The sequence below is a fragment of the Carboxylicivirga marina genome, from assembly GCF_016612505.1.
Classification (GTDB): domain Bacteria; phylum Bacteroidota; class Bacteroidia; order Bacteroidales; family Marinilabiliaceae; genus Carboxylicivirga; species Carboxylicivirga marina.
Genome location: NZ_JAENRR010000057.1, coordinates 1 through 14,423 on the forward strand (window position 1 = coordinate 1; position 14,423 = coordinate 14,423).

The 14,423-nt window shown below is 36.6% G+C and carries 12 protein-coding genes; 7 read left to right on the plus strand and 5 right to left on the minus strand.

The annotated features are described in order from the left end of the window. Positions 1-497: 497 nt before the first annotated feature. The 3 genes from JIV24_RS17755 to JIV24_RS17765 form a co-directional block, all read right to left on the minus strand. Entirely contained in the window at positions 498-935 is a 438-nt protein-coding gene (locus JIV24_RS17755; protein WP_200466420.1) for a hypothetical protein, read from the minus strand. 55 nt (positions 936-990) lie between these two features. After that, positions 991-1,761: a hypothetical protein gene (locus tag JIV24_RS17760; RefSeq protein ID WP_200466421.1), complete on the minus strand. Its 771-nt coding sequence runs from the start codon at positions 1,759-1,761 to the stop codon at positions 991-993. A gap of 141 nt (positions 1,762-1,902) precedes the next feature. Next, positions 1,903-2,715 (minus strand): DUF1338 domain-containing protein, encoded by an 813-nt coding sequence (locus JIV24_RS17765; RefSeq protein ID WP_200466422.1) that lies wholly within the window; start codon positions 2,713-2,715, stop codon positions 1,903-1,905. 282 nt (positions 2,716-2,997) lie between these two features. Between JIV24_RS17765 and pta the strand changes: the two genes are divergently transcribed. From pta to JIV24_RS17800, 7 genes are all read left to right on the plus strand, one after another. Further along, positions 2,998-4,002, plus strand: coding sequence for a phosphate acetyltransferase (pta, locus tag JIV24_RS17770; protein ID WP_200466423.1), 1,005 nt, complete (start codon positions 2,998-3,000; stop codon positions 4,000-4,002). 81 nt (positions 4,003-4,083) lie between these two features. Beyond that, positions 4,084-5,067, plus strand: coding sequence for a 3-hydroxyacyl-CoA dehydrogenase family protein (locus tag JIV24_RS17775; RefSeq protein WP_200466424.1), 984 nt, complete (start codon positions 4,084-4,086; stop codon positions 5,065-5,067). A gap of 58 nt (positions 5,068-5,125) precedes the next feature. Next, on the plus strand, positions 5,126-6,343 hold the full coding sequence (locus JIV24_RS17780; protein ID WP_200466425.1) for an acetate/propionate family kinase: 1,218 nt from the start codon (positions 5,126-5,128) through the stop codon (positions 6,341-6,343). Between the two features lie 32 nt (positions 6,344-6,375). Next, positions 6,376-7,272, plus strand: coding sequence for a bifunctional enoyl-CoA hydratase/phosphate acetyltransferase (locus JIV24_RS17785; protein ID WP_200466426.1), 897 nt, complete (start codon positions 6,376-6,378; stop codon positions 7,270-7,272). A gap of 119 nt (positions 7,273-7,391) precedes the next feature. Continuing rightward, positions 7,392-8,468 (plus strand): butyrate kinase, encoded by a 1,077-nt coding sequence (gene buk, locus JIV24_RS17790; protein ID WP_200466427.1) that lies wholly within the window; start codon positions 7,392-7,394, stop codon positions 8,466-8,468. Between the two features lie 81 nt (positions 8,469-8,549). Further along, positions 8,550-9,824, plus strand: a complete 1,275-nt coding sequence (locus tag JIV24_RS17795) for a cation:proton antiporter domain-containing protein (protein WP_200466428.1) — start codon at positions 8,550-8,552, stop codon at positions 9,822-9,824. 51 nt (positions 9,825-9,875) lie between these two features. Further along, positions 9,876-12,044 carry a trypsin-like peptidase domain-containing protein gene (locus tag JIV24_RS17800; protein WP_200466429.1) on the plus strand — a complete coding sequence of 723 codons (2,169 nt, stop codon included), beginning with the start codon at positions 9,876-9,878 and terminating at the stop codon, positions 12,042-12,044. On the opposite strand, the gene JIV24_RS17805 is transcribed toward JIV24_RS17800, so the two are convergent. Both JIV24_RS17805 and JIV24_RS17810 read right to left on the minus strand, forming a co-directional pair. Beyond that, positions 12,045-13,004, minus strand: coding sequence for a DUF4465 domain-containing protein (locus tag JIV24_RS17805; RefSeq protein ID WP_200466430.1), 960 nt, complete (start codon positions 13,002-13,004; stop codon positions 12,045-12,047). It lies immediately after the preceding gene. A gap of 1 nt (position 13,005) precedes the next feature. Next, positions 13,006-14,415: a TlpA family protein disulfide reductase gene (locus JIV24_RS17810; RefSeq protein ID WP_200466431.1), complete on the minus strand. Its 1,410-nt coding sequence runs from the start codon at positions 14,413-14,415 to the stop codon at positions 13,006-13,008. Positions 14,416-14,423: the final 8 nt, after the last annotated feature.

Below are 14,423 nucleotides of genomic sequence, written 5' to 3' on the forward strand. Positions count from 1 at the left end.
CAGATGGGATGGTTTTTGGAAACATTTTTCTGACGTATACTACACTAAAAATGCTGCGTAATATGAGAACTGCACCCATAAATAAGGATACAATATGTAGGTAAATATCAAGTTTTGTTATGGGTAATATGATTGAATAGTAGTAAATTACCTCTAATGTTAATGAATGTCAAACTAACTCATTAAATAAATAAAGGAATTTTAAAAGTCTCATAAGAAGACACGGCAAGGCTTACCAAACTTGAGCTAATTTCAATCTCAATTTTGATCCAGTGAGAAGTTTTCTTCAATGTAGTTGAAACGTTTGTATTCTTTTGAATTGTTGTAATCTACTATTACAATTTTTAATATAGAACTAAGTGTATTACCAACTTAGAGCTTTGAATGCATTTATCGATATCTCAAAGTAGTTAATGAAATTTTTTTCTGTATTTAAGTGCATTTTTGTAGGTGTCATTTTTGGGTCGATAAAAGGACTTTTGCCTTACTCCTTTATTTCAATACTCATACAGCACAGGCTCATCCCACCCCTTAATAGTAAGTCGAACGCTTTTAGTACCACTAACTTTTAATGAACTGATATTATACGATACTTCTTTTGTGAAATAAGCATCGCATACTTCGTTATTTTGCAGTGATAATCGCAAATTTCTTTGGGGTGGTAATGATTTACTTATCACACCTGCATCAATTAATTTCAGATCCCAAGTACTACCATCGCATCCACTAGAACCGAAATTAATAGCTAGACAATCCCCTATTATTACAACGCTGATGATGTTAAGGTGATCATCAGGGGCGTTAAGGTAGTTGTTAGCACTGGCGATGACTGTATCATCACATTGAATTTGGGGAGTTTCATCATTGTCTTTGTCGCATGCTGGTAGAGCCAGTAAAGCTATAATTAGGGGGATTATTGAGAGTATTGTTTTCATAGATGTATAGACGTAGGAATATTGAAGGGGTTGCTTTTATGAATCCTTTCATTAGTCAATGGCGATACATCAGTTCAGTACTCAAACCAAGGCTAAGCACTATCATTTCTATTTTTGAGGAGGTGCTTCTATAATAAATAGCAGGTGCACTTACACTAATGTTATCCTTTTGTACATAAGTAACGGGTTCACTAGAAGTATATTTAACTTGAAAATTTATCCAGTTATTAAACACGCAGCCAACTCCAATTGAAAAATTTACCGCAGAATCATTAACCTTCTTTACTTTATGCGTTTCATATTCATCTTCTTCATTGAAGAGAAATTCCTCCCAAAAAGTAGCTTCATCGACAATTGTATATTCAGACTTTGTTTTGCTCCAAATTCGACCGACCCCAACCTCAAAATACGGAGATGTTCTTTTTCTGACCAAGAAACGAAAACGATTTATGAAATTGAATTTATTAAAAGAAGATTTTGAGATTAACTCAAAACCATACCAATCAGCTTTATCTGTTCCCCCATGATAATATTCGTAAAGAACACCGGGCTGCCAAGATATAAAACTACTAATTGGACTGAGAACTAGGTCGCTACTAACACCCCATAGGTTATGTCTTGAGTAATTTGATGAAAAGTTATCAATTGGCATACCATTAATAAGGTTAATTGTAATATATGCGTTCATCGCTTCATAATGCCACTGGTCGGTGGTTACACCTTCGGTATTCCATTCTTCAAATTTTAAGGTGTCACTTTCAGTCTGTGAATAAATAAATACAGAAAAAGTCAGAAGCATAAGAATTGTAAGGTTGCCTTTCTTCATCTTTATATATTTGACTTGTTGTTATACATCAAGTTACTATTTAAATCGACCACTAACAATTCTATAAACAACTACTTGTTCCGAATAATGTAGTAACTTTTACTGTATCTAAGAATGGAACGCCTCCATTGTATTAAATATTCAGTTGTTTATTTGATTATTGGTGCTTTCAAAAATTTTATCGGCTGATGTTGTTTGGAATCCGGAAAATAATTCCCCGCTTGGTAAAATATAACGCATTGCAAACTCGTAATAGCAGGCAGGAATCATAAAGTCTCCCTCTACAAATTGTATTTTTACAATATCAGCTAAAGTACTCGATTGTTCCAGATAAACTGACGGAGAACCTTTTATTTCTCCACCAGCCGTATTAAGGGTAAAGCCTTTGTTTTTTAGAAATTCATTTACCATTTTTATTCCTGTAAAATGGCTTAAATGATTAATCAGAATTGTGAAATGGTTTGCTCTTATGCCAAAAACATATAGCCATGCAGCATATTCTGATGTTTTCAGTAATTCTTTATAAATCTCATACTTTGGTAAGTTCCATAATCGACCTGCTAGTAAAAGTTTGTGTGAAGTAGGAATCTGATTTATATTATCTATAATCTCCTTTTGGATAATGTCTTGGTATGCTTGGGGTAGGTCTTCAATGATCAATTGACTGATGAAAACTTTTGGCGCTAAAGGATCTTTAACATGTTCGAAGTGTTTTGCTGTCAATTTTTTTTCGTTAAAACAATAAAAACCCTTTTCTTTGTAGCCTCCTTCAAGAAATGGTTTAGCTATAGAATCCAAGTTAATCTCTGGAATATTAAAAGTCCGTAGAGCAATATGATCGTTGATAATTGTCTCTCCACTGTCTTTGAATAGTTCATTGATTTTTTTAACTGATGGGTTAAGCCGTGAATAATCAGAATATAATTGGTCGAAAAGATGTTTATAATGTAGCATGATAGTTTTCTTATTAAGTTAAGAAAGAATATGATATTGTGCAATTGCTTTCAAATTATAAGTGTTATTTGAATTATCTGTTAGCTTATGCTATTAAAGCTTGAGTTTTAGATGTTAAATAAAGTGTTAAATATCAATTTGAAAGTGGATGAAAAAAGCGGTCAATAAAGGACGCTCTTTTCTGTTTTTAAACATCTTAATTAAATGATAAAAGACATGTAAATTATGCGAATATCATCGTAGATTTGCAGCAAATTGTTAATTATAACTTTTAAAGACGAAATGGAATTTATTAAACAACTTAAGCAGAGGGCTAGCGAAAACAAAAAAAGAATCGTTTTGCCTGAAGGTTTAGAAGAACGTACACTTCGCGCAGCTAACACTATTCTAATTGAGGGATTTGCAGAAGTTATTCTTATTGGTAATCCGGATAAGGTAAATGAAGCAGCAACGGGTTTTGGTTTAGAAAGTATTAGCCAAGCAACAGTTGTTGACCCCGAGAACCATGAAAAAATGGACGCTTATGCGGACATGATGGTTGAAATCAGAAAAAAGAAAGGGCTTACAAAAGAAGAAGCGCTTAAGTTAATTAAGAATCCATTGTTTTTAGCTGTTATGATGATTAAAGCTGGAGATGCTGATGGAGAAGTTGCAGGAGCCGACAATGCTACAGGTGATGTGTTACGTCCTGCTTTTCAATATGTAAAAACAGCTCCAGGTATCAGTGTTGTTTCTGGTGCTTTCATTATGATTTTAAAAGATAAGCAGTTTGGCGAAGATGGTATGATGGTATTTGCCGATTGTGCCGTTCACCCAAATCCAACTGCCGAAGAACTTGCTGAAATTGCTGTTGCAACTGGTCGTACAACTAAAGCAATTGCTGGTTTTGAACCAAAAGTTGCCATGTTAAGCTTTTCAACAAAAGGTTCGGCTAAGCATGAGATGGTTGATAAAGTAGCTAATGCTACAAAGCTAGCTCAGGAAATGGCACCAGATATGAAAATTGATGGTGAACTTCAGTCAGATGCGGCTATTATTCCAGAAATTGGCCAGAAAAAAGCACCTGGATCAGACATAGCAGGTCAGGCTAACGTATTAGTTTTCCCAACTTTAGAAACAGGAAATATTGCTTATAAGTTAGTACAGCGAATGGCTCAAGCAGAAGCTATTGGCCCTGTTTTACAAGGGATGGCTGCTCCAATTAATGATTTATCTAGAGGCTGTTCAGTAAGTGATATTGTCAACCTGGTTGCAATCACTGCTAATCAGGCTGCAGGAAATATGTAATTGATAAGCCGGTTAATGCCGGCTTTTTGTTTTGTGTGCAAATACTTAAGTATAAAAACCATTAGGAAAAAAAACGATTAAATGGCTGAAATTCTTGTAGAACCTATTGAGCAATACTCTCTGGGTCAAAAGAAAAAAGGGAAAACATTGTTTTCAAAAGTTGGTGTTGTAGGATGTGGAAAAGAAGGGCAAAATATTGCTCGCATCGCCAGCTGGCATGGAATGGAAGTTGTTTTCATTGAGCTAAACGAAGAAAAAATAGCTCAAGCTCTTGAAAACATCGGAAAAGAACTAGATAGCAGAATCGAAAACTGGGGCTTAACAGGAAGCGAGAAACGTGCTATCATGAGTCGTATCAAAGGCTCAACAGATTATAATGATTTGGCTGATTGTGATTTTGTGATTGAAGCAATCAGAGCTGATGATCAAACAGGCATTCGTAGTATTGATGCCCGTAAAGATGTATTCAGAAAGGTTGAAGCCGTAATTAGCCGTGATGCTATTATTGCCACAAATGCCACAACAATTGTTGTAACAGAATTAGCTTCTGAATTACAATTCCGCGAAAGATGTGCAAGCTTACATTTCTTTGTGACTTCACCAGAAGCACGAATTATTGAGGTCGTTAAAGGATTGTATACGTCTGATGAAGTGTATGAACGCGTTTGTACTTTCGTGAAGCTAATCAATCGTGATGTTATTCCGGTTGAAGAATCAGCAGGTATTGTTAGTGTGCGTTTGTATGTTACTCTGTTAAATGAAGCTTGTGCAACGTTAATGGAAGGTGTTGCAACCATGCGTAATATTGACAAAACAATGGAAATTGGGTTGGGAATGCGCTTAGGGCCTTTTAAAGCAGCAGATGTAATTGGATTAGATAAAGTGGTTCGTTGGATGGAAAATCTTCATGAAGAATTCGGAAATCAGAAGTTTGCTCCATCTCCGTTAATTCGTCGTTTGGTACGTGCCAAGCGTTTAGGTAGTCATGTAGGTGTTGGTTTCTATCGTTACGATCAAGAAGGTAATATCTTGGAAGATGAAACAATTCTGGGCAAAAAAGCCTAAGTAGTAATTAGTAGCATTAACGAACCGATGATGTTTTTATCATCAAAAAGATTTTAAAATGAAAATTTTAGTATTGAACTGTGGAAGTTCATCAATAAAATATCAACTGTTTAACATGGTCGATAATGACTGGGGCGTGTTAGCAGCCGGTGTTGTTGAGAAAATTGGTTTGAAAGGATCATTTTTGAAGCACCAAAAAGAAGGTAACGAAAAAGTATTATTGGAAGGTGAGATTCTTGATCACCAAACAGGTATTGATTATATCCTGGGAGTTTTAGTTAGTGAGCGCCATGGTTGTATCAAGACCTTAGAAGAGATTGACGCAGTTGGACACCGTGTGGTACATGGTGGTGAGGAGTTTAATTCAAGCGTATTCATTACCAATGATGTAGTGCGTAAGATGGAAGAGTGTATTGATCTGGCACCACTTCACAACCCTCCAAACCTGAAAGGTATTGAAGCAATTACTCAATTATTGCCAAGTGTACCTCAGTGTGGTGTATTTGATACTGCATTTCACCAAACAATGCCAAAGGAAGCATATATGTATGCTATTCCTCAGTCATTATATAAGAAGTACGGTATTCGTCGTTACGGTTTCCACGGAACAAGTCACCGTTATGTGTCGCAAAGAGCATGTGAAATTTTAGGAGTGGATTATAAAACTCAAAAGATCATCTCTTGTCACCTTGGTAACGGAGCTTCAATTTGTGCCATTAAAAATGGTGAGTCGGTTGATACATCAATGGGCTTTACTCCACTTGAAGGCTTGGTAATGGGTACACGTGCCGGAGATCTTGATCTGGGAGCGGTTACTTACATTATGGACAAAGAGCTAATTGGTACACGTTCGGCAAGTGTTCTTTTTAACAAGCACAGTGGTATGCTTGGTTTAACTGGTATCTCTTCTGATATGCGCGAAATTGAAAGTGCTGCAGCTGAAGGACATGAAGCTGCTCAATTAGGACTTCAAATTTATGATTATCGCATTAAAAAATACATTGGTTCGTATGCGGCAGCAATGGGTGGTGTTGATGTTTTAATCTTTACAGGTGGAATCGGAGAAAATGGCGATTCAACTCGTGCAGGAGTATGTGAAGGACTAGAGTTTATTGGTGTTGAAGTAGATCCTAAAATCAATAAAGGTTTGCGCGGTAAAGAGCAGGTAATTAGTCCTGAAGGCAATAACGTTAAAGTGATGGTAGTTCCTACAGACGAAGAATTGGTAATTGCAAAAGACACCAAAGAAATTGTTGAAGAATTGGCAAACCGTTAACAGGCTGACTAAATCTTTAGATTCAATATAAAATGTTTAAATCCTTATCTGATCTTCAGAAACTTATTGAAAAAAATAAGGTTAAGAAGAGGCTAGCACTTGCGGTATCGCAAGATTCACACTCTTTGGAGGCGGTTTATACTGCCTTTAAAGCAGGTATTATCGATCCAATTTTAATCGGTTCTCGTCCTGATACTGAGCGTATCATCGAAGAGAAAGGTTTTGATTTTAATGGAGCGACATTTATTCATGAGCCGGATGATGTAAAGTCTGTAGAATTGGCTGTGCGTTTAGTACACGACAATAAAGCAGATATACTGATGAAAGGTAAAGTGGCTACACCTACCTTATTAAAAGGTGTTTTAAACAAAGAATGGGGCTTGCGAACAGGGAGTTTGTTGTCGCACTTTGCTTTGTTTGAGGTAGACACTTATCATAAACTAATTGGCGTAACGGATGTTGCCATGAATATTGCACCTAATTTAAAGGACAAAATTGGCATCGTTAATAATTCGGTTGGTTATATGAATAAAATGGGTATTGCGAAACCAAAAGTTGCAGTACTTGGCGCTATTGAGATGGTAAATGAGAGCATGGAAGCAACCCTTGATGCTGCATTATTATCAAAAATGAATCAGCGCGATCAGATCAGAAATTGTATCATCGATGGTCCATTGGCCTTTGATAATGCCGTTAGCTTTGAAAGTGCCAAGCATAAAGGCATTAGAAGTGAAGTGGCAGGTGATACAGATATTCTGTTAATGCCCGATATTGAAGTGGGTAATGTGTTGTATAAAACATTGGTATTCTTTGCAAAGGCTAAAGTGGCTTCGGTTATTTTAGGTGCTTCAGCACCAATTGTTTTAACATCTCGTAGCGATTCAGAAGAATCAAAATATAATAGTATTTTATTAGCCGCTATGGGTTAATTGTATATTCATCCGGTCTGCTCCCCAGACCGGATGTTTTACTGTTTTGATAAGAGGATGCCTGAAGGCTGATTCGAAAATATAATTTGTGAAAAATCCCAATTAATTAAGAGCAAACTATGGACAAGAAGAAAATCCTTGTTATTAATCCAGGATCAACATCAACAAAAATTGCGGTTTATCGTGGAGAAGAGTCTGTTTTTCTGAAAACATTAAGACATTCATCGGAAGAGATAGGACAATTTGAGAATATTGCTTCTCAATTCGAATTTAGAAAAGAAACAATAGTAAAAGAGCTTCTGGAAGCCGATATTGAAATTGATGATTTTGATGCTATTGTTGGACGTGGAGGAATGGTTAAGCCTATTGCTTCAGGTGTTTATGAGGTTAATGAAGCTTTGAAAGCTGATTTGAGAAAAGGCGTTTTGGGCCAGCATGCCAGTAATTTAGGTGGTTTAATCGCCGACGATATGGCTAAAAATATTGAAGGTGCCCGTGCTTTTATTGCCGATCCGGTAGTCGTAGATGAGTTGCAAGATGTGGCTCGTGTTACTGGTCATCCTGATATGCCACGTCGTTCAATTTTTCATGCTCTAAATCAAAAAGCTGTAGCCAAGCGCTATGCTAAAGAAATTGAAAAGAAATACGAAGATATTAACGTTATTGTAGCTCACTTAGGAGGTGGTATTTCAGTTGGTGCTCACCTTAATGGTAAGGTAGTAGATGTGAATAACGCATTAGACGGTTATGGTCCTTTTTCACCTGAACGTGCTGGAACATTACCTACAGGTGCATTAATTGATGCTTGCTACAGTGGCAAATACACCTATGAAGAAATGCGTAAAATCGTTAACGGAAAAGGTGGTTTGGTAGCTCATTTAGGTACCAATCAGGCGCATGAAGTTGAAAAGAAAGCTGCAGAAGGCGATCCGCATTACAAGCTAATTCACTCAGCGATGGCCTACCAAATTGGTAAAACAATTGGTGGTTGTGCTGGCGTTCTGAAAGGTAAAGTAGATGGTATCATCATTACCGGAGGTATTGCTTACGACAAAATCGTTGTTGAATATCTTAAAGAAATGGTTGGTTGGGTTGCTCCAGTTAAAGTTTACCCAGGTGAGGATGAGATGTGGGCATTGGCCGAGAATGGATTGGCTGTATTGGCTAACGAGGTTGAGTGCATGACTTACGAATAAGCTACTAAATAGTTTAAATATATTAATCCCGTTCACTTAGAGCGGGATTTTTTCTATATTACTGTCAAGTAATTTATCTGAATGGGAGAAATAAACGCATATTTTTTAGTTATAGGTGCAGCGGTTATCATTATCGTGTCCTATCTGTTTAATATTTTGGCACAAAAAACAAATATTCCCAGTGTTATATTATTAATCGTATCGGGTTATGCAGCTAAGGAATTACTAGGCATTGAATTTAATGAAGACGAATGGTTTTTGCCGCTCGAGGTTCTTGGGATTGTTGGTTTGATACTTATAGTGTTGGAGGCAGCGTTGGATCTTGAACTTAAAAAAAGCAAACTGCGTTTAATCTGGCAATCAAGCTTGGTTGCAGGTCTGTCATTGTTCTTTAATACTTTCTTTTTGGCAATTGGTATTCGTTATTTTATTGGTAATCTTGATATGCTTACGGCAGTAATCTATGCTATTCCATTATCAATAACCAGCAGTGCCATTGTTATACCAAGTGTCAATGGTTTGGAAAAGTCAAAACGGGAATTTCTGATTTATGAGAGCACGATATCCGACATTTTAGGAATCATGTTCTTTTATTTGCTTGTTGAAAACCTTGATACCAACGGAGCAACCAAAGTAGGCTTAAATGTACTTTCTAATATTGCAGGTACTTTACTTTTAAGTATTACATTATCCTATGCGATGATTATTGCCTTTCAACGAATAAAATCAGATGTAAAGCTCTTCTTGTTTTTTGCGGTTTTAGTACTCTTCTATGCTATCGGAAAGCTTTTTCATTTGTCATCACTCCTAATGATTTTAGTCTTTGGCTTAGTACTCGAAAATCGCTTGCTATTTTTTAGTGGTTTTCTTCGAAAGTATCTTCATGAAGAGAATGTGAGGCGTGTTTTAGTTGATTTTAAATTAATTACTCGTGAGAGTTCTTTTGTCGTTCGTACCTTTTTCTTTTTTATATTGGGCATGTCCATAACGTTGGCAGGCGTTTTTGTACCTGATATATTATTATTGACGCTTTATTTCATAACAGGTCTGTTTACTTTCCGCTTTTTCGTATTCAAATTGCTATTTAAACGTAACTATTTCCCTCAGTTTTTTATTGCACCCAGAGGCTTAATCTCAATTTTGCTTTTCTTTGCTATACCTAAAGAGTTTCGTATAAATGATTTTGAATTAGGTATACTTTTATTGTCCATTGTGGTAACAAGTATTTTTATGGCATGGGCTTTGGTATTTGATAGCTTTGGAAAAGTAGGACGTATGAAACGATATATATCATTTATGCGTGCTGTTAATCGAGGTAAAAGCTTAATGCATAGGCGTAAACGAAATTTAAAATAAAGCGTCTGTTAATAAATGAAACAATTTTAACTGGATTAAGTATTTTGAGATATGGTTAAACAAATTGTCGCACTATTTTTATTTGCTATTGGCATAGCTGCTAATGGTCAGGTTTCGCAAGGTGGCCAGCCACTGCCTGAATCAGAATATTTAGAATCTGTTGAGCTTTATTTATCGAGATCTGCCAGAGCAATGGCAATGCCATCTGTCAGGAAGAACCCTAAGCAGCCATTACGTTTTGCCGAGCCTATATACACAAATTTTACACCTCAAAATAGTGGTATTTGGGAATCAGATGTTAATGGTTTTAATGTGTGGCGATTGGCTATAAAGTCAGAGGGAGCATTGAGTTTAAATCTAATATTCGATAAGTTCTATTTATCTGATAATGATAAATTATTTGTTTATGACCCTGAGCGTACACAGGTTTTAGGAGCTTTTACCAAGCAAAATAACAAGCCGTCAAAAATATTTGCTGTTGCACCAGTTGCGGGAGATGAACTGATAATTGAACTGCAAACTAAAAGACCGATAGACTCTAATCATGAGATTCAACTTAGTGCTGTTAATCATGACTTCTTAGGTGTTCATGGTTATCTGAAAAGAAAAAGCGATTTTGGCGATTCGGGTTCCTGTAATATTGACGCTTCTTGTGAAGATGTTTGTTCAGAGGAAGTTAGGAGAGCTGTTTGTAAAATAATAACTGATGGAGTTTACCTTTGTTCCGGAACCATGGTTAATAGTTCTGATACAGAGAGTAAGCCCATGTTTTTAACTGCCGGTCATTGTGCTACAAATGGTAGTGGTACTTTGTTCGACTATACTGCACAGACAATCATTTTCTTTTTTAACTACGAATCACCAAGTTGTGATCCGATTATTAATGGAACTGATGCTCAGACAGTCTCCGGAGCCGAGTTATTAGCTTATGTGGAAAATATGGATTTTGCCTTATTGAGATTGGCCGAAATGCCACAAGAAAGCTATCGACCATACCTTGCCGGCTGGACAACTCAGGCAGCTATTTCTGAATCGGTTTTTTCTGTGCATCATCCACAAGGTGATGTTAAGAAAATTGCTATCTCAAAAGGAGCACCTGCCAATGCGACTTATGCTGCAAGTTCTTATGGAGGAGTGCGGTTTCTTGAGGATGTGCATTGGCATATTGCCGAATGGGACAGAGGAGTAACTGAAGGTGGCTCATCTGGCTCAGGTTTGTTTACAGAGGATCAATTGTTAATTGGGAATCTGTCGGGTGGGGAAGCGTATTGCGGCAATCTTGTCAATGATTATTACGTACGATTTAATCAAGCCTGGAATAAAAACACTGAGAAAGACAAGAGTTTGTCTCAATGGTTATCGCCTGCTGATATCTCTGTTACGGAGATGGATGGTCGTGAATTATCAGATTATAAGCGCATATCGCATCTAAATGAGCCGAAAACAGCTCATGTGCAGTACGACAATGATTTTAAAGGTAGTTGGTCGGGACATAACGATCGAAACTATATTGCTTATGCAAGTTCGTTTTACGATATCGAAAGTGCTAAAATTGGGGGGGTGTACGTAGTGCCAAGTAAAGCGATTAATTCTAATCAAACCGTCAATGTCAAAATCTGGGATAATAACAATGGTGTTCCGGGTGATGTATTATGGAGTGAAGAGAATATTCCTATAAGGGATTTTTCGGCCAATAGTGAAAGCTTGCTGGAACTATCAACCCCATTAGAAGTCAAGAATGCTTTTTTTGCTGGTATTGAAATATCCTATGAGGCAAGTATTGATACTTTTAGTGTATACATGAGTGATATCTCTGCCGAAGATGGCGAAAATAGGGCATTTGTTCAACAAGCGAATGGTGAGTGGGCAAAGTTTAATGATTTGCATTCTTCCATTCAAAAGAGTACCTATTGGGTAGATGTTTTAGCATCCGATGCTGTTTTTGTTAATATTGGCGATATTCCTAAAACAATACCCGATACCTACGTTAAAATTATTAATAACCCGATTAAGTCAGGTGAGATTCGCTTTGAAACAAATATTGGTTTTCTCGAACATGTGGAAGTATTCAGTATAAATGGCTCAAAACTTCAAGAAGAAAGTATGCCTGCTGTAACACAAGGAACTTTCTCTGTCTGTAATCTGCCATCAGGCTTATATCTGATACGTTTCTCAGGAAAGCACAAGACTGTTGTTAAAAGGGTGATTATAAACAATTAATTATTCGATAATATAAAGATTATCGAGGCAGAAATACATTGGTAGTTCAAAGCTCTCCTCGTCATCACGTGAGGAGCTTAAAGAAAAAGCCAATTGATGAATTGAACCGAGTTGACGAAGGTCTATTTTCTGCCATTCTTCAATAATGTATTTGTCAGCTGTAGCTTCAGGTCTGTAGTCAGCTAATAACACATCTACAGGGCCCGAAATGATTGTACCTGTTTCATCTAAACCATGAATGCTTAAAAGGAAATAATCTTTTCCTTCTTTTTTATTGAAGCCATTTTGCATGTAAATGTAACTTCGGGTGCAATTATTTACCGAGATGGTTTTGATAACATGCGATTGGCCGTCAGTAAAACTGATATGGTTTGCTTTACCTTCCATTTGTTTGAAAACAGTGAAGTTGTCCGACTCATCATCGGCACTTGAACCATAAACACTAAATTCGCCTTTTGTGCTTGAGTCACTTGTACTGGCATTCTCACTTATAGCAAAGCCATTCCAATTATCGGGAGTAGCTTCAGTATACTCGCAAGGATATTGTGCGTATTTAAACTGGTGAAAGCCTTCTGTTGGATTGTTGTAATATCCGTTGTCGTTAAAATCTTTAAACTCTTCAAAGCTATTGATGTCAAGCGAATGAACAGTAATATCCATTGTATCATCACCACTGTCAGTTAATACCGTGAATTGAAACTCATATGTGCCTAATTCTCTATTTTCAAAAGTGTAATCTTTATCATCCGATATCAGTGTCCCATTTTCAGTCCAAGCATAAATAGAGTTAATATCGTAGGTTATTTTGGGCTCAATAATTCGCACGCTATCCGTGTCAAAATTAAATCCACCATCAGGTATTTGAAGAAATATTTCTGGTGCCGGAATAACCTTATCTTCATTTTTACATGAAAATAAGCTTAGGCAGACAGTAAAAACTAGTAATGTATATCTGAACATTTTATTTCAATTTAAAGTGATGGTCGAGAAAACCTGGTATTTGATCTGCACCAATGCGTTTGGCCAATATTTTTTTATCCTTATCTAAAATATAGATAACCGGAGTACTGTAAATGTCGTAATTGTTTCTGAAATTACTCCTATTGTATGGATCGTAAAGATGAATCCAATCATGCAATTCATTATTGTGAATAAATTCTACCCAGGAATCTTTTTCCCATTGTGTATATACAGCAACCATTTTTATGCTTTGATCGGAATATTTCTTCCAAACCTCGTTATTGAGTTTGGGAATTTCTTTTTCGCAATGACCACACTCAGGCTCCCAGAACACAAGAATGGTAATGTCTGCTCTAATCTCACTTAGTTTAAAAAATTCATCGGTGTATGATTGCATCTTAAAGTCCGGCGCTGTTTTGCCGAGTATGTTCGGACTTATTTTTTCAACACGTTCCTGCAGGTTTTTAATGAATTCTTCATCAACCCAATCGGCCCTGCCGCTGAGGTAATATACTTCACCCAAACTGACCATTACGGCATCCATACCCATTATTTTGCTCTCATTGGCCTTGTTAAACAAATGCTGAATGAGGTATTTCTCCATTTCATAATTCGCATTAGCCATAGCAATTACACGGTGCGATTCTTTTATAATCGTATCTGGAACTTGTAACAGTACATTATCGAAGTAAGTATCGAGTTTATTGGTGAAAAAAGGTGTGCGAAGCAACCTCGGATCATCCATTTTAAAATTGTCAAAGTAATGAGCTTTGTAATAGTCGTAGCGCATGCGTTGCAATGCCGAGTCAGGATTGGAACTGCCTGAAGGAGGATTCATTTTAGGTACCTCAACTTCTTGTGTAGCTTTTAAAAACAAACTAAGAAAACTTCCTGGGTGTTTGTTTACAGTAGTCTCGTATTTTAGTTTTACATCGCTTGATAAGCCTTGAATTTTTTTCTGCAATTGTTTTTTAGTGTTCTCATCACTGGCTTTTTGTATTTGCTCTTGAATTGGACCTGCCTCTTTTTGTTTGCTTACTAAATATTTTTGATAGTTGAGGAAGTCATTACTTTCTTCAGAGCCTTGTATGGTCATATTTTCCAAAAGGTTAGCATTGGAAGTGCGAACATTAAATTGCTGGTCGGATCCAACTAACAGGTCAAAGTACGTTTGATTCTGTAAGTATACGATGTATAATCCTTCATTTAATTTGTCATCACCCTTAAACGTATAACTACCATCTGTATTAACGAATGTAGTGTCTTGCACCAGCATCTTTTTATTAAAATAATAGCCAAGGATGAGTGTCGAGTCTTTAACTCCGTCAATGTTGATGTTGATGGTATGGCCTTGACTAAAAAGGCTTGTTGTCAATAGAGCGAATGATATTATTAACCAGTATTTCTTCATATTTAATT

Bases quoted from the DNA above. Each gene is read 5' to 3' on its own strand.
- JIV24_RS17755 (WP_200466420.1), bottom strand. From the start codon at position 935: ATGAAAACAATACTCTCAATAATCCCCCTAATTATAGCTTTACTGGCT.
- JIV24_RS17760 (WP_200466421.1), bottom strand. From the start codon at position 1,761: ATGAAGAAAGGCAACCTTACAATTCTTATGCTTCTGACTTTTTCTGTA.
- JIV24_RS17765 (WP_200466422.1), bottom strand. From the start codon at position 2,715: ATGCTACATTATAAACATCTTTTCGACCAATTATATTCTGATTATTCA.
- pta (WP_200466423.1), top strand. From the start codon at position 2,998: ATGGAATTTATTAAACAACTTAAGCAGAGGGCTAGCGAAAACAAAAAA.
- JIV24_RS17775 (WP_200466424.1), top strand. From the start codon at position 4,084: ATGGCTGAAATTCTTGTAGAACCTATTGAGCAATACTCTCTGGGTCAA.
- JIV24_RS17780 (WP_200466425.1), top strand. From the start codon at position 5,126: ATGAAAATTTTAGTATTGAACTGTGGAAGTTCATCAATAAAATATCAA.
- JIV24_RS17785 (WP_200466426.1), top strand. From the start codon at position 6,376: ATGTTTAAATCCTTATCTGATCTTCAGAAACTTATTGAAAAAAATAAG.
- buk (WP_200466427.1), top strand. From the start codon at position 7,392: ATGGACAAGAAGAAAATCCTTGTTATTAATCCAGGATCAACATCAACA.
- JIV24_RS17795 (WP_200466428.1), top strand. From the start codon at position 8,550: ATGGGAGAAATAAACGCATATTTTTTAGTTATAGGTGCAGCGGTTATC.
- JIV24_RS17800 (WP_200466429.1), top strand. From the start codon at position 9,876: ATGGTTAAACAAATTGTCGCACTATTTTTATTTGCTATTGGCATAGCT.
- JIV24_RS17805 (WP_200466430.1), bottom strand. From the start codon at position 13,004: ATGTTCAGATATACATTACTAGTTTTTACTGTCTGCCTAAGCTTATTT.
- JIV24_RS17810 (WP_200466431.1), bottom strand. From the start codon at position 14,415: ATGAAGAAATACTGGTTAATAATATCATTCGCTCTATTGACAACAAGC.